The 17,248-nt window shown below is 66.7% G+C and carries 11 protein-coding genes; 3 read left to right on the plus strand and 8 right to left on the minus strand.

The features are described from left to right. Positions 1-54 precede the first annotated feature (54 nt). The 8 genes from BLT71_RS01345 to BLT71_RS01380 all read right to left on the minus strand — a co-directional run bounded on the left by BLT71_RS01345 (position 55) and on the right by BLT71_RS01380 (position 12,505). Positions 55-1,551 (minus strand): bifunctional phosphatase PAP2/diacylglycerol kinase family protein, encoded by a 1,497-nt coding sequence (locus tag BLT71_RS01345; RefSeq protein WP_091716911.1) that lies wholly within the window; start codon positions 1,549-1,551, stop codon positions 55-57. A 36-nt stretch (positions 1,552-1,587) separates the two neighbouring features. Next, positions 1,588-2,781: an MFS transporter gene (locus BLT71_RS01350; protein WP_091716913.1), complete on the minus strand. Its 1,194-nt coding sequence runs from the start codon at positions 2,779-2,781 to the stop codon at positions 1,588-1,590. A gap of 90 nt (positions 2,782-2,871) precedes the next feature. Continuing rightward, complete coding sequence (locus tag BLT71_RS01355) at positions 2,872-4,554, minus strand: ABC-F family ATP-binding cassette domain-containing protein (RefSeq protein WP_091723735.1); 1,683 nt, start codon at positions 4,552-4,554, stop codon at positions 2,872-2,874. Positions 4,555-4,647: 93 nt separating this feature from the next. Beyond that, positions 4,648-6,636 carry a penicillin-binding transpeptidase domain-containing protein gene (locus tag BLT71_RS01360; protein WP_091716915.1) on the minus strand — a complete coding sequence of 663 codons (1,989 nt, stop codon included), beginning with the start codon at positions 6,634-6,636 and terminating at the stop codon, positions 4,648-4,650. Between the two features lie 83 nt (positions 6,637-6,719). After that, positions 6,720-8,168 carry a phytoene desaturase family protein gene (locus BLT71_RS01365; RefSeq protein WP_091716918.1) on the minus strand — a complete coding sequence of 483 codons (1,449 nt, stop codon included), beginning with the start codon at positions 8,166-8,168 and terminating at the stop codon, positions 6,720-6,722. Next, positions 8,161-9,621, minus strand: a complete 1,461-nt coding sequence (locus BLT71_RS01370; protein ID WP_091716919.1) for a glycosyltransferase family 87 protein — start codon at positions 9,619-9,621, stop codon at positions 8,161-8,163. Before BLT71_RS01370 ends, BLT71_RS01365 begins: the two co-directional genes overlap by 8 nt. 794 nt (positions 9,622-10,415) lie before the next feature. Continuing rightward, positions 10,416-11,000, minus strand: coding sequence for a histidine phosphatase family protein (locus BLT71_RS01375; RefSeq protein WP_045731238.1), 585 nt, complete (start codon positions 10,998-11,000; stop codon positions 10,416-10,418). After that, a complete protein-coding gene (locus BLT71_RS01380; RefSeq protein ID WP_091716921.1) occupies positions 10,997-12,505 on the minus strand; it encodes a CCA tRNA nucleotidyltransferase in 1,509 nt (502 codons plus the stop codon). The genes BLT71_RS01375 and BLT71_RS01380 overlap by 4 nt, the downstream gene beginning before the upstream one ends. A 207-nt stretch (positions 12,506-12,712) precedes the next feature. Here BLT71_RS01380 and BLT71_RS01385 point away from each other — a divergent pair, with 207 nt between their 5' ends. The 3 genes from BLT71_RS01385 to BLT71_RS01395 all read left to right on the plus strand — a co-directional run bounded on the left by BLT71_RS01385 (position 12,713) and on the right by BLT71_RS01395 (position 17,228). Further along, the gene (locus tag BLT71_RS01385; protein WP_091716923.1) at positions 12,713-13,213 is read left to right on the plus strand and encodes an NUDIX hydrolase; all 501 of its coding nucleotides are present in this window, start codon (positions 12,713-12,715) and stop codon (positions 13,211-13,213) included. Between the two features lie 67 nt (positions 13,214-13,280). Continuing rightward, entirely contained in the window at positions 13,281-15,428 is a 2,148-nt protein-coding gene (gene murJ, locus BLT71_RS01390; protein ID WP_091716925.1) for a murein biosynthesis integral membrane protein MurJ, read from the plus strand. Positions 15,429-15,590: 162 nt separating this feature from the next. Then, a complete protein-coding gene (locus BLT71_RS01395; RefSeq protein WP_091716928.1) occupies positions 15,591-17,228 on the plus strand; it encodes a protein kinase family protein in 1,638 nt (545 codons plus the stop codon). Positions 17,229-17,248 lie beyond the last annotated feature (20 nt).

A 17,248-nucleotide genomic window follows, 5' to 3' on the forward strand; every position in this document is an offset into this window, starting at 1 on the left:
ACCGCACCGGAGCGTCCGGTCTGTGGCCCACAGACGGGTGCGCTGCAACCGGTCTTACGCCTGCGGTGAGTAGTAGACCAGCGCCCTGGGGACCACCCGGTAGTGCACCTTGCGCACCCCGGCCAGCGCTTCGCCGTCCACTGCCAGGGCCATCGGTGCGCCGTTGGCGTGGATGGTGACCTCGGTTGCTTCACGGAGGTGGGTGATGCTGGAACTGGCCACGGTTCCGGTGAGCACCGCCCAGAGAAGCCTCAACCGTGCGAACGATTCATCCGCCGAGAAGATCCTGAAATCCAGCACGCCGTCGTCCAGCACGGGCCGGAGCAGCGGCGCATGGTCCCTGGGGTAATAGCGGCCACGCCCCACGTATGCAATCCACACCCGGTGCGGGGTTCCGTCCACAGTCAGCGTGATGGGCGTTCCGGCGGCGAAGGTCCGGAACATGGCCACCACTCCCGCCAGCGGCTTTCCGAGGGCCGGCTGCAGTTGTTCGCGCCGCCGCACCAGGTTGGGGTACAGGCCGATGCTGGAGGTATTCAGCATGATCAGCTCGGACACTTCCGGCGACCCGGCCAGGCCGCGCTCGGCCGTGACAAACCCGATGTCCGCCTTAGCCGCCTCGCCGTTGGACGCCGCGGTCACCGCCTGCTGGAGATTCCCGATTCCGGCATCCCGGGCAAAGTGGTTGAGGGTTCCGCCGGGGAGCACCAGCAACGGGAGGGACCGCTCGATGGCGGCAGCCGCCGCTGCCCCGACCGTACCGTCTCCGCCCCACACTCCCAGGGCCTTGGTTCCGGGAGTGTCCGCAGTTGCGCTGATCTGCTCCACAAGGTCATCTTCGGGCCGGACCGTCACAATATGCGCCTCAGGGAATACTTCGCGCAGGGCATCGGCCGTTTCATCGGTGAATGATCCGCCCAGCGCGTTCACCACAATGCTGAGTCCCTTTCCGCCGGGCAGTTCCGGGGCGGAGGCCGCGGTGCGCTGGGTCTTGGGGATGGGTGGCCGCACCGGCCACCAGTGGCGGGTGACCAGGGCGGCGCCTGCGCCCAAGGCAGAGCCAAACAGGACGTCCGAAGGCCAGTGGGCCCCGGTATGGACCCGGGAGTACGCCACCCCCGCCGCAGCGGGGGCAAGGGCGGCGCCGATGGCGGGCCGCACCAGGCCCACGCCGACAGCAAAGGCCACGGCGGAGGCAGAGTGGCCGGAGGGCATTGATGAGCTGGTGGGCTGCGGATGCACGAACCGGAACACGGGAAGATGTTCCGGCAGCGGCCGCGTCCGGGGCAGCAGGGTTTTGAAGATGACGTTGGTAACGGTGGAGGCGACCGCCTGGGCCAGGAGGCCGTGGACTGCTGCCCTGCGGGTCTTGCCGGGGAAGGCGGCCATGCCCGCGGCGATCGCTATCCAGAGTTTCCCATTGTTGGCGGACGCCGAGAGCCGGCGGAAAAAGTCGTCATGGCTGCCGCCCGGCAGGTTTGAAACATGCCGGACAAGGTACCTGTCCATCCGGCTGATCCATCGGTGGCTGCCCCGCCATGTGCTCTGCATTTCCACACCCTACCGCCGCCCGCGCGCAGGGGGCTCCTAGTCGGTCTTGAGCGGCCGCGCGGCTCCGGCCAGGAGCAGTGCGAGGAGGATGGGAGCCATGATGGCCAGCAGTGCCTGGTGGATACCCACCACGTCACCGAGGTATCCCAGCACGGGCGGCCCCGCCAGGAAAGATATATACCCCAGGGTGGATACAACGCTGACGCGCGCCGCCGCGCGTGCGGGGTCGTCAGCCGCGGCGGACATGCCCATGGGGAAGGCCAGCGCCGCGCCGATGCCCCAGAGAGCTGCGCCAACTGCTGCTACCCAGACGTTCTCTGCGAGGACGAACAGGCCCAGGCCCGCAGCCGCCGCTGCCATGCTGGCCCGCAGCACCGCAACTCTTCCGTAGGCGTCGATGACGCGGCCGCCCATGAACCGCATCGCCGTCATGGCCAGGACAAAGAGCGCGAACATCAGCGCACCGGTTGAGTCAGCGGTTCCCAGCCCATCCACGGAGGCCTTGGCTATCCAGTCATTGCCGGCGCCCTCGGTGAGGGTGGCACCCAGCACCACCACGCCGATGAGGAGCGTCCTGCTGTCCCGCCAGGCGGAGGGTCCCTTGGCCGTCTTGGTTTCGCCCTCGGGAAGTGCAACTGCCATATGGGGGAGGAAGTAGCGCGGCGCAACCAGCGTTGCCAACAGCACCACGCCTGCGATGACCAGCAGGTGGAGCGGCAGCCCCACGCCAAGGTTGGACAACCCGGCACCCACCAGCGCACCTACAAAGGCTCCGCCGCTGAAGGCCGCGTGGAACTGGGGCATGATGGTGCGCCGGAGCCGGTGTTCGACGTCGGCGCCCTCAATGTTCTGCGAGACGTCCCAGAGGCCGATGGCAATTCCGAAGAAGAACAGGGAAATGGCAGTTCCCGGAATTGATGCTGCGGAGAGGGACAGGGCGATGCCCACACCGGCCGCCGCCGCCAGCGCCCCGCTGAAGCGGACGGTGTTGGCCGTTCCGATCCTGCCCACCACCAGGCCGGCCGTGGGCAGGGCCAGCAAGGACCCCACCGCGGTGCACAGGAGCAGGGTTCCCATCTGGCCCGAAGTAATCTGCAGGATTTCCGTTACAGCCGGGATGCGCGCCGCCCAGCTGGCAAAGACAAGTCCGTTGATGCCGAAAACCACGAAGGTGGCCGCGGCGGCAGCCGTCACTCCGGCCTCCTGGTCCGTGCCGGTATTGGTGTTCATGCGTTCACTGCTTCCACTGGATTCCTGCGGATTCGGCCCGGGTCTGACTGTGCGCTGTCACGTCTGCCTGCTGTTGGCTCCGGCAGCGGTTCAGCGTGCACGTTCAACGCGCTTTTCATCCCACACCGGCTCCGCGGATTCGTAAACCTTGCCGTCGGAACCGAAGACCAGGAACCGGTCGAAGGTCCGTGCGAACCAGCGGTCGTGCGTTACGGCAAGGACGGTGCCTTCAAAGTGGTCGATGGCCCGTTCCAGTGCCTCGGCCGAGTGCAGGTCCAGGTTGTCCGTGGGCTCATCGAGCAGGAGCAGCGTGGCGCCGGACAGCTGCAGGAGCAGGATCTGGAACCGGGCCTGCTGTCCGCCGGAGAGCGATTCGTATTTCTGCTCCGACTGGCCGGCCAGGCCGTACCCGTCCAGGGCGCCCGCCGCCGCTTCACGGCCCAGGCCGGAACGGTGCTCGTCCCCCCGGTGCAGGATCTCCAGCAGTGTCTTGCCCAGGAGGTCTGGCCGGACGTGGGTCTGGGCGAAGAATCCGGGCCTGATGCGCGCACCCAGTTTGACGGTACCTTCGTGCGGGACCTCCGCGATCTCCACATCGGACACCGGCACGTGCTCGCGTTCCGGGTCCGTGCCGCCCGTGGCGAGCAGCCGCAGGAAGTGGGACTTGCCGGACCCGTTGGAGCCCAGGACTCCCACGCGGTCGCCGAACCACACCTCCGTGGAGAAGGGCTTCATCAGCCCGGTCAGCTCCAGCCGCTCGGCCACGATGGCGCGCTTGGCTGTCCTGCCGCCCTTGAGCCTCATCTGCACGTTCTGTTCGACCGGGAGGGCCTCGGGCGGGCCTGCCTCAAGGAACTTGGCCAGCCGGGTCTGGGCTGCGTGGTACCTGTTGGCCATGTCCGAGCGGAAGGCCGCCTTGTTCTTGTACATGTTGACGAGTTCCTTGAGCTTCGCGTGCTCCTCGTCCCAGCGCTTGCGCAGCTCCTCAAAGCGGGCGTTGCGGTCTGCCCGGGCTTCCACATAGGAACCGAACCCGCCGCCGTGGATCCACGCGCCTGCGCCGCTGATGCCTGGTTCCAGGGTGACGATGCGCCCGGCGGCGTTGTTCAGCAGTTCCCGGTCGTGGCTGATGAAGAAGACGGTCTTCCGGGATTCATTGAGCTTGTCCTCAAGCCAGCGCTTGCCGGGCACGTCAAGGTAGTTGTCCGGTTCGTCGAGCAGCAGCAGGTCATCCGGGCCGGCAAACAGGGCCTCCAAGACCAGGCGCTTTTGTTCGCCGCCGGAGAGGCTCGACGCCGGGCGGTGCTGCGCGCGGTCGAACGGCAGGCCCAGCGCGGCCATGCACACCTCGTCCCACACGGTCTCCACGTCGTATCCGCCGGCGTCGCCCCAGTCCACGATGGCCTGGGCGTAGCGCATCTGGGTGGGCTCGTCGTCGTCCTCCAGCATGGCCAGCTCCGCCTCGTCCACCTCTCGGGCGGCGGCGGCCAAGGCCGGGGGAGCTGCGGAGACCAGCAGGTCACGGACGGTTGAGTCGTCGCGGACCTGGCCCACGAACTGGCGCATGATGCCCATGGTCCCGGAGCGACCCACCACGCCCTCGTCGGGAACCAGGTCGCCGGCGATGATCCGGAACAGTGTGGTTTTTCCCGTGCCGTTCGGTCCGATCAGCGCTGTCTTGGTGCCGTCCGGAACCTTGAAGGTCACCCCGTTCAGCAGCTGGGTGCCGTCGGAGAGGAAGTAGTCGATGCCGGAAACGTCAATATGAGCCACGGGCTCCATCTTCCCACGCCCCGGTCCCGGTGATTCTGTCCGGATCTGTGGGTGGGCCTGACGGCCCGCAGCAGCGGATATTCGGGAAAAGCCCTAGCCGGCGGCGGTGAGGAAGGCCTTCAGCAGCGGACCCGAGGTGGTGGCGCCGAGGCCGCCGTCCTCCACGAAGACTGCCACGGCGAGGTCGCCGTGGACGGCCACGATCCAGGCGTGGGTCTTGGGCGGGTTTTCGTTGCCGAATTCCGCGGTACCGGTTTTGGCTCCCACCGGCTGGCCGGGAACGCTGGACAGGAATCCCGCGTGGCCGGAGGTCACCACGGCGCGCATCATGTCAGCCAGGGAGGCTGCCTCGGCGGCGGTGATCGGTTTGTCCGACGCCGTTGACGGGGCTTCGGCACTTGCCGTCGCGGAGGGCTGGGCCGACGGTGCGACGGATCCGCTGGCCGTCCCGGCGGCGGCAGCACCGCCGTCGGGGTTAAGGACAAGCTGGGGCGAAACCGGCGCACCCTTGGCCACCGCGCCGGCCATCATCGCGGCGGCCAGCGGGGAGAGCAGCACCTTCCCCTGGCCGATCATGGAAGCGGCGTGCTCCGTTCCTGCAGCGTCCGCGGGGACGGATCCCAGGAAGGCGTCGGCTCCCAGGGACGGCGCCTCGACGGCAAGGCCCATGGCCATCGCCGCTGCTTCCAGCTGGCCCTGGGACACGGAATCCCGGGCGGCGATGAACGCCGTGTTGCAGGAATGCGCGAAGGCATCCCTAAGGGTCACCGAGCCGAGCGAGCCTTCCGGGTAGCCCTCGGCATTCTTGAAGGTGCGCCCGTCAACATTCAGCGTGGGGGTGCACTGCACCTTCGAATCCGGCGTCAGCCCGTTGCGGAACATGGCCAGCGAATCAACCATCTTGAACGTCGAACCGGGCGCGTACTGTCCCAGCATGGCTGTGTTGTAGCCGTTGCTGCCGGGACCGGAGGCGGCGGCGAGGACGGCGCCGCTGGATGGACGGATCGCCACAATCGCCGAGGCCGGCTTCACGTCCTGGAGGGTGGTCTCGGCAAGGGTCTGCAGGCGCGGATCCAGGGTGGTTTTGAGTGGAGTGCCCGGCTGGGGCGCGATTTCGAAGAGGACCCGGCGCGGGTCCGTGGCGGCGGACTGGATCTGTTCGCGTGTCAGGTCCGCGCGCTGGGCACGGATCACGACGGCGTCAGTTCCCCTGAGCTGCTCGTCGTACTGCTGCTGCAGGCCGCCGACGCCGGTGGCATCTCCGGCGGTCAGCTTGCCTTCCGAGGCTTCGATCTGCTCGGCGGTTGCCTGGCCGACGGACCCGAGCACGGCCCGGGCGAAGGTCCTGTTGGGCGCGAGCGGCACCGAATCCGGAATGGCGCGGGCACCGGGGATGGCAGCAATCTGTTCGTTGGTGACGGTGCGGCCTTCTTCGCGCAGCGTGATGGCGGGAACGAACGCTTCTGCGCCCGAGGCCTTGACCTGCTGCGTGTAGCCGGCCGGGTCCACTCCCACGAGAGCCGCCAATTTCGCGGCGGAGTCTGCCGGATCTGCGGCGCCCAGTTGCGGCTTGTCGATCCCCACGTTCACCACCGGCCGGTAAGTGACCAGCGGGGCGTCTCCTGCTCCCAGGATGTCGGCTCGCTGGGGCGACCGGGTGCCTTTGGTGAGGATCTCCGAGTCGTTCAGGTCCGGCACCAGGCTGGCCGGGCTCCAGACCGTCAGCCACTTGTCCCCGGACTTCCGGAAGGCAGCGGACGTGGTGTACTTCCAGTCGCTGTCGGCGATCTTCCAGCTGTAGGTCAAGGGCGCGGAGGCGTTCTCGCCGTCCAGGGTGATGTCCCCCGCCTCGACGGTGGGCTTAGCCGGGTCCAGGGAGGCGAAAACGTTCTTCAGCTGCTCGTTTGCTGCCGCAGCGTCTTTGCCGTCAAAGGCAACGCCGCCAACATCGAGTCCGGAAACGGCTGATGCCAGCTGCCGGGCTGCGGCTTCAGCGCCGCCCCGTCCGTCGTCGCACGCCACCAGCGACGTTCCGAGAATGAGCGCAGCTACGGCAAGCGAAAGTTTTGTTGATTTCCCCATGGCGCCATTATCCACCGAGTTGGATGCGCTTTTCCCACGCCACGGCGACGCCGGATAGGCAGGACGGCAGGACTCCGCGGGACCTACGACCCGCCCAGGCCGAGCCCTGGCAGCCCGAGGCCGAACATGTCCTTAAGGGCATATGTGGCGGCGTGCATCCCGGGCATCCCGGTAACTCCGGGACCGGGAGGCGTAGCCGAGGAGCAGAGGTATACCCCTGGCAACGGGGTCCGCCACGGCACGGGAGACACCACGGGCCGCTGGATGAGGCCCCTGAGGTCCATGGTCCCCACGCTGAAATCCCCGCCAATGTAGTTCCGGTTGTAACGGGCAAGCTCCGCCGCGGTGACGGTGTTGGATTCCACGATCAGGTCCCGGAATCCGGGAGCGAACCGTTCCAGTTGGGCTGTCACGGCCTCGGTCATGTCCTTGGTGGATCCGGCAGGGACGTGGCAGTACGTCCACAGCGTGTGCCGTCCTGCGGGGGCGCGCGTGGCGTCAAAGCGTGAGGGCTGTGCCACCAGGACATACGGGCGGTCCGGATGCTTGCCCGCGGTTACCTCGTTTTCCGAGCGCGCCAGTTCCTCGCGTGTCCCGCCCACGTGCACGGTTCCCGCATCAGCCAGCCCCGCGGCCTGCCACGGAACCGGACCGGACAGGATGAAATCCACCTTGCAGGAGCCGTTTCCGTACCGGAAGGACTCCAGCGATGACCGGTAGCGTGGCGGCAGCGCGTCGCCGGCCATACCGGCGAACCCGCGCGGGGAAACGTTGAGCAGGGATGCCCGCGCGGGGGGAAGGTCGGTGAGCCGGTCCACCGGGGTGTCCGTGTGGATGAGCCCGCCGTTGTCCCGGATGTCCTGTGCCAGGGCCGCCGCGATGGCTGCGGAACCGCCCACCGGAATGGGCCAGCCGCCCGCGTGGCCCAGGGCTCCGAGCATCAGGCCCGCGCCGGACGCGGCCAAGGAGGGCTGGTGGGAGATGGCATGGGCGGCCACTCCGCTCAGGAGCGCCGGGGCTTTGTCTTCCCGGAACCTGAGGTTCCACAGGAAGGATCCCTGCTCTGCGGTCCGCGCTCCGAATATCCCGGCGGCCAGCGGATTCCTGGGGATCCGCAGCAGCTGGTCCTGGGTGAAATCCATGATGTCCGCGGTCCGGGAAACCAGCGGCGCCATGAGGTGCCGGTACGCAGCGCCGTCCCTCCCCAGCTCGAACGCCGTCCTGTCCAGGGAACGGTATGCCAGGGCGGCCCGGCCGCCGTCCAGCGGCGAAGCGAAGGAGAGTTCGGGCGTGACCAGGTCCACCCGGCGTGCGAGCTCGAAGGCACGGAAGAAGGGGGAGGCCAGCGCCATCGGGTGGACCGCCGAACAGACGTCGTGGAAGTGGCCCGGCTGCATGAGTTCGGTAGTGCGGGTACCGCCGCCGATTGACCCGGCCGCCTCGAAAACTTCCACGGACAGGCCCGCGCGCGCCATGATGGCCGCAGCTGCAAGTCCGTTGGGTCCGGCGCCGACCACGTTGACATCAGGCATGGGTGGATTCCTTCCAGTGCAGCAACGACCCGGACGTCCGGCGGAAGTCCAGGCGGAGCCGGTCGGGTGCGTTGCTGAAGGGGCCGCCGTGCGGATCGTCAAGGTTGTGCCGGCGGATGGGGTCGTAGTGGGGGTCGTAGATGTCCCAGGTGACCCGGGCCATGAGGTAGGCCACCGCGAGCATGTGCGCTGCCACCGCCAGTACGTAGTAGGGCATGTCCAGGTTGTGCTGGGAGGAACCCGCACTCGTCACCTGTCCAAGGTACATCCACACCGCGGCCCAGTGCAGGCCCTCGATTCCCTGCCACACCAGGAAATCCCGCCACTTCGGACGGGCCAGCGCAAGCAGCGGAATGAGCCAGAGCACGAACTGGGGTGAATAGGCCTTCCCCGTCAGGACGAAGGCGGCCACCAGCAGGAACACCAGCTGCGCCAGGCGGGGCCGGCGCGGAGCAGACAGGGCAACAACGGCAACCAGGACGCACGCCAGGGCGAAGAACCCAGCGGAAAGCAGGTCGATTGCCTCCGGGCTGAGGACTGGCCGTTGCAGCTTGGCCGCCACAAGGTTGTAGGCGAACCATGGCGAACCATATCCAGCGTCCCGGCTGGCGTTGAACTGGAAGTAATAGGCCCAGCCGCCGGGATTTGCTGCTGCGAACGGAAGATTGACCGCGGCCCAGCTGACCGCCGCGGCGGATGCGGTGGCAAGAAGCGGCCGGAATTTTCCGGTCCGCAGCGCCAACAGGAGGACGGCAGCGGGGAACAGGAGGGCATAGGCGTTGGCTGCCACCGCCAGTCCGGTCAGGATTCCGGCGGCGACGGGACGCTGGGCGGCAAAAAAGTACATGCCCACGGCCAGCAGGCAGACAGCCCAGAGGTCCCAGTTGATGGCGCCCGCCAGGACCAGGCCGGGCGCCACGGCCACCATGGCCGCGTCCCATGGACGGCGCGCGGAAATCCGGGCTGTAGCAAGAACGGCCATCATTGCCGCCACGGCGAGCAGGACGGCGTTGATATCGAAGAAAGCCAGCACCCGCGCATCGGAAATACCCTGGCCCGGGACCAACAGTGCGGTCACCCCGGCAACAAGGCCCACCACCACGGGGTACTCGAAGGGGCTGCTGACGATGGGGAAGGAGCCGTCGGCAAGGCCCCGGTTGCGGAACAGCTCGGGAAGGTCGGAATAGCAGGTGGCATAAAACTGTGTGGGGGATTCCCATCCGTACGCCCGGCAGTACCCCTTAACAAGGATCCCGAGAAGGGCCGCAGCGAGGGTCAGCAGGATCAGCACACGGTCCACGGTGAACGGCCCGGGGGACACCACGCCCGGTTCCGATCGGCGCCCCAGTGGTCCGCCCACCAGCTCGGTGAAGTTCCGGAGCAGCACGTCACTGCGGCTGGGAACAACCAGCCTGGACCGTCCACGGTGCCCCCGGGGCTCGGTGTCCTGCATGTTCCCGAGCTTACAGCCCGCCCCCGGGCAGGAAGCCCCGGGGGCGGGTGTCAGCGCAGGCCTCCCATTTGCTGGTGCATCACTGCGAAGGCGTCGTCGCGGTGCTGTTCCAGCAGCCGGCTGTTGAACCCGGCCTGGGCTGGCCGCCTGCGGACTCGGGTCACGAGCTTGCGGATTATTCGGATCAAGGTACTCACCCCCTTTGGAAGGTGTAAGGAAGATTTTGGGCACGGCAAATAAGGCCATCGCCAAAAAGGAATTTAGGCATAAATAATTACCGAAAGATGGCGCACTGAAATTCGGTGAAGCAGGCGGCAATTAAATGCGTGCCTGAATAAACGGGAATACCGTCAGCAGGGAGGCGGCTGCCACATGCGGGTACGGGAAGTGCGGGCACCGGTGCATGGGAGGCCAAGGCAACCCCTGCAGGCCGACAAAGGCGGCATGCACAGGGCGGCACTCAGCGACATTGCACTCAAGCGTCCGGCAGGTCCGGTATCAGAAATTCCGCCGCCTGTGCAGCGGAATCACGGGCTAGTGGCCGGCGCGGCCCTGCGGAAAGTGCACCTCGTGCGCGGAGGCCGGGGCAGCATTGACGGCCACATTCCATTCGCCAGTCAAAGTCATCATTCTCCCAACCTCCTCTTCTTTCATTCGCGGCACCATGTGGATGCTGCAGCACGGGCGATGCCCCGGCAGAAAAGGCCTGGGGCTAGGAATAAAGGTACACCACGAATTACGCGGCGGCCATCCTTTGTGCGTGGAAAAAGAGAAATTCTTTAGGAAACGGGTATTCAGAGTCCCCAGCGGACAATTGCGGGAGTTTTCTTATCCCACCCGAGGGTGCATACCTTGGCTGTACCGAGGACGAAATGCCGGCCCTCAACGGGAGGCAGTTCCAGCCATCGTGCGGTCAGGATCCGGGAAAAATGCCCGTGAGCCACCACCAGCACGTTGTCCATCCCCGATTCGAGGACGCGGCCGATGATCTTGTCAGCCCTCGCCGCCACCTCGTCCAGGCTCTCACCATTGGGCACGCCGTTGGTCCAGATCAGGTAGTCCGGGTTGTCCTTGCGGATGAGGTCGGAGCTGATTCCCTCGTAGTCGCCGTAATTCCATTCGACGGCGAGGGGTTCGTGCTGGGCGTCGGGGAAGCCTGCCAGCTCAGCTGTCCGGCGCGCACGGCGCAACGGGGACGTGAGGACCAGGTCGAAGTCGACGCCGTCCAATACTTTGCGGGCTTCAACGGCCTGCTGTTCACCTTCAACGGTGAGCGGCAGGTCCGTGAGCCCGGTGTACTGGCCGCTCTTGGACCACTCCGTTTCCCCGTGGCGGAGGATCCAGAGCTGGGGGCGCGGGGCGAGGGCGGGATTGGTCACTTGGACTCCTCAACATGGGAAGGTTCGACGCCGGCGGGGGACTCTCCGTCCGCCGGTTCGGCAGGTGCTGCTTCAGGCTGTTCGGCCCACCAGCGGAGGAGCCTGGCCTCCGCGTCGTCGGCGGGCAGGGGGCCATGCTCCATCCGCTCGTTGAGGAGGAATCGGTAGGCCCTTCCCACCACGGGTCCGGGCTTGAGGCCCAGCAGGGACATGATCTGCGCCCCGTCAAGGTCCGGGCGGACCGCCTCCAGGGACTCCTGTTCACGCAGTGCAGCGATCCGTTCCTCGAGATCGTCGTAGGCGAAGGACAACCTGTCGGCTTTGCGCTGGTTGCGGGTGGTGACGTCGGAGCGGGTGAGGCGGTGCAGCCGCTCCAGCTGGGGCCCGGCATCAGTAACGTAGCGGCGGACGGCGGAATCGCTCCACCCGGCGTCCCCGTAGCCGTAGAAGCGCATGTGCAGCTCCACCAGGCGGGCCACGGACTTGATGGTGTCGTTGTCGAAGCGCAGGGTCTTCATCCGCTTCGTTGTGAGTTTGGCACCCACCATGTCGTGGTGCCGGAAGCTCACCGCGCCGCCCTGTTCGAACCGGCGCGTAGCCGGCTTGCCGACGTCGTGCATCAGTGCCGCGAACCTCAGGACGAAGTCGGGGCCGGGCACGGGTCCCTCCGCGTCCGTCTCCAGGGCCGCCGCCTGCTCGAGGACCTGCAGCGAATGCTGGTACACGTCCTTGTGCCGGTGGTGCTCGTCGGACTCGAGCCGGAGAGCGGAGACCTCGGGCAGCACAAACTCGGCCAGGCCCGTGTCCACCAGCAGGTCAACACCCACACGGGGACGGGCGCCGCAAATGAGCTTGACCAGTTCATCGCGGATCCGCTCGGCCGAGATGATGGTGATTCGTTCAGCCATCCCGGTCATGGCCTTGCGGACGTCGTCGTGGACGGAAACACCCAGCTGGGATGCGAACCGGGCGGCCCGCATCATCCGCAGCGGATCGTCGGAGAAGGACGCCTCCGGCGAGCCCGGCGTCGCCAGCACCGAGGCATGGAGGTCGCGGACCCCGCCGAACGGGTCCACCAGTTCCATGGTGGGCAGCTTGAGTGCCATGGCGTTGATGGTGAAGTCGCGGCGCAGCAGGTCGTCAGTCAGCGATGAGCCAAAGGCCACCACGGGCTTCCGGGAGTCCGGGTCGTAGGCTTCGGCCCGGTAGGTGGTGATCTCGATCTGGAATCCGGCCTTGCGCATGCCGATGGTTCCAAAGGCACGGCCGATTTCCCAGAAGTTGTCCGCCCACTTCTTAATAAGGGCAACCGTCTGGTCCGGGGTGGCGTCGGTGGTGAAGTCCAGGTCCGGCGAGGTCCGGCCCAGGAAGAGATCGCGCACGGGACCGCCTACCAGCGACAGTTCGTGGCCGGCGTCGACGAAGCGCTGGCCAAGCTCCAGGACCACCGGGTCCACCTGGAAATCGACGGTGTGGGAATCAGTCTTGTGATGTGCGTGCGCCATAGTTACTTAAGCTTGGCAGAAACCGGGGGCACGGCAGGCCAAAAAGTCCGTCAAGATCCGTGGGATTCCCGGGCCGCCGCGAAACTGCGTCATATGCCGTCCATGTTTGCGTCATGTTCCGGTCATCACGAACGGGCAACAGTCGTTAGAGTGGACTCCATGGCCCATCCAGTACCGAGCGCTCCAGGCAGGAGGACAAACGCACCATTGCCGTCGGCAATCGGTGCGCACGTTGCCCCTGCCCCGCACTCGGCGCCGGCGTCGCTGCCAACGGTGGAGGAAGTTTCCGCCGGCGGCGTGGTGGTTGACACGTCCGACGCCGAGCTTCGGGTTGCGATTATCGCCCGCCTTAACCGCGGGGGACGCCTCGAGTGGTGCCTGCCCAAGGGCCACCCGGAGGGCAAAGAGAACAATGAAGAGGCGGCGGTCCGAGAAATCGCCGAGGAAACCGGCATCGAGGGCACCATCCTGGCCCCCCTGGGCAGCATCGACTACTGGTTTACCGTCAGCGGGCACCGGGTCCACAAGACCGTGCACCACTACCTGCTGCGTGCCACCGGCGGTGAACTGACCATCGAGAACGATCCCGACCAGGAGGCCGTGGACGTTGCCTGGGTCCCCATCCAGGAGCTGGCCAGGAAGCTTTCCTTCCCCAATGAGCGGCGCATCGCCGACCTCGCACGCGAGGTCCTGCCCGGCCACCTCTGACGCCAGGCCGGCCCAACCCACAGCGGCGTTGCGGTGTTAAGCGCCTCCGGGTGAGACGATGAACTCGATGTCAGCTACCAACTTTCCTTCCGACAAAGCGGGCCGGACCGGCAATGCCGCGCCGGAAGGCCTCCCCGAAGAACCTGCGGCTCCGGCCACCGCACCGGCGTCTTCAGGAGCCAGCGAAACCCGCTCCAGCGCTATCATGGCCGCCGGCACCCTGGTATCCCGGTTCCTGGGCTTCGGCAAGACCTGGATGCTCGGAACGGCCCTCGGCCTCGGCTCCACGGTCAACGACACATTCATCAACGCCAACAACCTGCCCAACCTGATCTTCCTGCTGGTGGCCGGCGGTGTCTTCAACGCCGTCCTGGTGCCGCAGATCATCAAGGCCAGCAAGGCTCCGGACAGGGGAGCGGACTACATCAGCCGCCTCCTTACCCTTGCAGTCCTGCTGTTGCTCGGCCTGACGGCATTGGTGACGCTGGCGGCCCCGCTGGTCATCGATGTCACCACGCAGGGATACAGTCCGCAGCAAAAAGCCCTGGCTGTCACCTTCGCGTTCTGGTGCCTGCCCCAGATCTTCTTCTACGGCCTGTACGCCCTCCTCACCCAGGTCCTCAATGCCAACGGGGCTTTCGGGCCGGCCATGTGGGCGCCCATCCTGAACAACCTGGTGGCTATCGCCGGCCTGGGGATGTTTATCTGGATCTTCGGCACCAACGAGTTCAGCCCGCACACCCTGGCCAACTGGGGGTCAACGCAGACGTTGTTCATTGCAGGATTCTCCACCATCGGGGTGCTGGCCCAGACGGCCATCCTGATGATCCCGGTCTTCCGGCTAAAGCTTGGCCTCCGCCCACGGTTCGGGTGGCGGGGCGTGGGACTGGGCCAGGCAGCCAAGCTGAGCGTCTGGACCCTGCTGACGGCCGCCGTCGGGCAGCTCGCCTTCCTCTACGTCATGCGCATCGCCACCATCCCCGGCGCCGAACGCCTCCGCCTCGCGGAGGCGGACAATCCCGCCGCGGACATGCTGCCCGGCAACGCGGTGCTGGAGGTGGCCAGCCAGCTGTACCTGCTGCCGCACTCGATCATCGCCCTGTCCCTGGCCACGGTCCTCTTCAACCGGATGACCCGGGCCTCCCAGGACGGCAACCGGGCGGAGCTGCGGGATGCCCTCTCCCACGGCCTGCGGACCATGGCCGTCGCCACCGTTTTCGGTGCCCTGGCACTCTTTGCCCTGGCCGGCCCACTGGGTATGTTCTTCTCCGGCGGCTCGCGCAACGACGGCGTGATGCTGGCCCAGACGCTCACCATCCTGGCCCTCAGCACCCCCTTCATGAGTGCCAACTTCATGATGTCCCGCGTCTTCTACGCCAATGAGGATGCGCGCACCCCGTTCTACGTCCAGCTGCTGCTGGCGGTGGTGTACGTGGTGGGCGCCTTCGCCATCCAGTTCATGCCGGTGGGCCAGATCATCTACGCGATCGCCGTCCTGTACATGGTGGGCAATATCCTCTCCGTAGTGATCAGCGCGTTCTTCCTGCGGCGCCTCCTGGGCAGCCTTGACGGTCCGCGGATTGCCAATGCCTACATCCGCATGGGCTACGCCGCCCTGGGTGCGGCCATCGCGGGTGCCGGTGCCCTGTGGCTGATGGGCAGCTACAGCCCGGACGGTTTCGCCTGGAGCGGGCGCCTCCAGGCACTCGTGACGCTTGCCGTCGTGGGGCCAGTGATGCTGGCTGTGTACTTCCTGCTGCTCAGGCTGTTCCGCGTCTCCGAGCTGACGGACATGCTGCGGCCCCTGCTCGGACGGCTTGGACGTGGCGGCCAGGTGGCGCCCGCAGCGGCGGGCGGGGTCCCGCCGTCGTCCGCTCCCGAGGGAACCCCCTCAGTGGAAGCCGGGCCGGCAGCGGAGCGTCCCGCCCGTGCCACCACCTCGGTGGATACGGGTCTCATTCCCCGGATTTCCGGTGAGTTTGATGCTGTGTCGTTCAGGGCAGGTCCGGAGCCTGAGCGGGAAACCCCCAGCGCGCATTACGACGACGGCGCCTCGGGACCGGACGACGGCAGCTACCTGCCCGGAGAGGACCAGTCCAGCACCGCGCGCGGCGGATTGCTCCGTGAGCAAATTCCGCTGCCGGGCCGGCGCACTTTCCAGGGCAAGGCGGGCCAGAACCCCTATTTCAGCCACCGGCGCCCCCGGAAAAAGTGACTTTGACGCTGTTTCGGGGCTTCGTTCTCCGCAGCCGCCCACCCTCAATCCGCTAGGATCGGAGAGGTACAGGGGGAAGTTGTATCCGGGAGACCGCCATCCTGCCGTCCGCGGACGGCACGATCATCCATGCCGGAATCCCGGAAAATCTAGGAGGAACACGTGTCCAACCCGATCGATGTCGGATCAGTACTGGGCGGCCGCTACAAGGTCACAGCCACGGTATTGACCTCTCATGACCACGATCTGGTGCTGGATGGTGTGGACCAGGTCCTCAACCGCCCGGTCAGCATCCTGGTTGCCGGACCCCAGAACACCGAGCAGGTGGCCCAGAGCGCACGCGAAGTTGCCACGGGCGAACGCCCCGGCACTGTGCAGGTGCTGGATCTTGGCGTCACCGAGGCCGCCACGTACCTCATCACCAACCACACGTCCGCGGCAGACCTGCTGGACCTCGTGGTGGCTTCCAACCCGCCCTATGTGGAGCCGTTCTTCACCGACACGCTGGGCAGCGAGATCTTCGGCCAGGCCCGCTCGTACGAGCCGGAACCGTATGACGACGAAGAAAACGTCGAGGCCGGCTACATCAATTACTCGGACACGCACCCCAGCCAGGTGGATCCCTACCGGGATGCTCCTGCCGTGCCGCCCAAGCCTCCGGTGCGTCCCGCCGCGGCACCGAATGCCGCACCTGCCGCCGCCCGCAACAGCGGTTCCGGCGCTGCAGCTGCCGCCGGTGCTGGCGTTGCTGCTGGTGCTGCTGGCGCGGCCGCGGGTGCTGGTGGAACCGCAGCTGCTGGCCGTGCGCCGGCTTCCGCGCCGGCTGATCCCGAAGCCACTGCCGCTCATCCCGTGCAGCCTCCTGCCGGCCGTTCCGTGCCCGAAACCACCGGCAGCGGGCACGCCGGGGCCTCTGACTCCGGGCGGCCGAAGGTTTCCCTGTGGTCCGACGACGACTATGCGCAGGCGGACACCCAGGACGACTACGACTACCAGTACGAGGAAGAGCCTGTTGAGGAGCGCGCGCCGTCCAACAAGAAGAGCGCACTCTTCGCCAGGGCAGCAGCACCGGCGGCCGCTGGCGCGTCCTTCGCCGGCCGCGGCGATGATGATGACCGCGATGATTACGACGACGACCAGGACGACACAGGGCGCGAACCGCGGTCCATGCGGTGGCTCGTTGGAGGACTCCTGGCAGTTGTCCTCATCGCCGGACTGATTTTTGCCGTGACAAACCTGGGCAGCCTCTTCACGCAGCCGCAGGCCGGAAGCCCCGCGCCAGCAGCTACAACTGGCGCTCCCGAGGCGTCGGCAGCTCCCACGCAGGCGCCCACGTCCGCTGCACCGGCAGTTCCCCCGGCGATTGAAAGTGTGACCCGCCAGGGTAACTTCGACTTTGCTGCCACCTTCGACGGCGACCTGGTCAAGGCCTATGACGGCAACGCCGCCAGCTACTGGTCGGATATGGAATTCGCCACCGAGAACTGGGGCGGACTCGCTCCCGACGGCGTGACGCTTGCGGTCAAACTGAAGAGTGCAGCCACCGTTTCCTCCATCACGCTCTCGCAGCTTGGGGGATCGGGCGGAAGCATGACCGTCTACACCAACGACCGGCCATCGCTTGACGGCGCCAAGTCCGTGGGAACCAACAGCTTCACCTCCGGTGACCTGAACCTGCCGCTGGCTGAACCCGTCAAGGCCCAGTACGTCATCGTCGCAATCAATGCGCTTCCCAAGCTCGCAGCACCCAAGACCCGCTACGGCTACGGTCTCCGCCTCGCCGAAATCAAGGTTCAGTAGCCGGTCACGGTAACCTCTGC

This window comes from Pseudarthrobacter equi, from assembly GCF_900105535.1.
In the GTDB taxonomy this organism is placed as follows: Bacteria; Actinomycetota; Actinomycetes; order Actinomycetales; family Micrococcaceae; genus Arthrobacter; species Arthrobacter equi.

What these genes read in the sequence shown, in the direction of transcription:
- murJ (WP_091716925.1), top strand. Translation starts at nt 13,281, where the DNA reads ATGTCAGCTACCAACTTTCCTTCCGACAAAGCGGGCCGGACCGGCAAT.
- BLT71_RS01365 (WP_091716918.1), bottom strand. Translation starts at nt 8,168, where the DNA reads ATGCCTGATGTCAACGTGGTCGGCGCCGGACCCAACGGACTTGCAGCT.
- BLT71_RS01350 (WP_091716913.1), bottom strand. Translation starts at nt 2,781, where the DNA reads ATGAACACCAATACCGGCACGGACCAGGAGGCCGGAGTGACGGCTGCC.
- BLT71_RS01370 (WP_091716919.1), bottom strand. Translation starts at nt 9,621, where the DNA reads ATGCAGGACACCGAGCCCCGGGGGCACCGTGGACGGTCCAGGCTGGTT.
- BLT71_RS01345 (WP_091716911.1), bottom strand. Translation starts at nt 1,551, where the DNA reads ATGCAGAGCACATGGCGGGGCAGCCACCGATGGATCAGCCGGATGGAC.
- BLT71_RS01380 (WP_091716921.1), bottom strand. Translation starts at nt 12,505, where the DNA reads ATGGCGCACGCACATCACAAGACTGATTCCCACACCGTCGATTTCCAG.
- BLT71_RS01360 (WP_091716915.1), bottom strand. Translation starts at nt 6,636, where the DNA reads ATGGGGAAATCAACAAAACTTTCGCTTGCCGTAGCTGCGCTCATTCTC.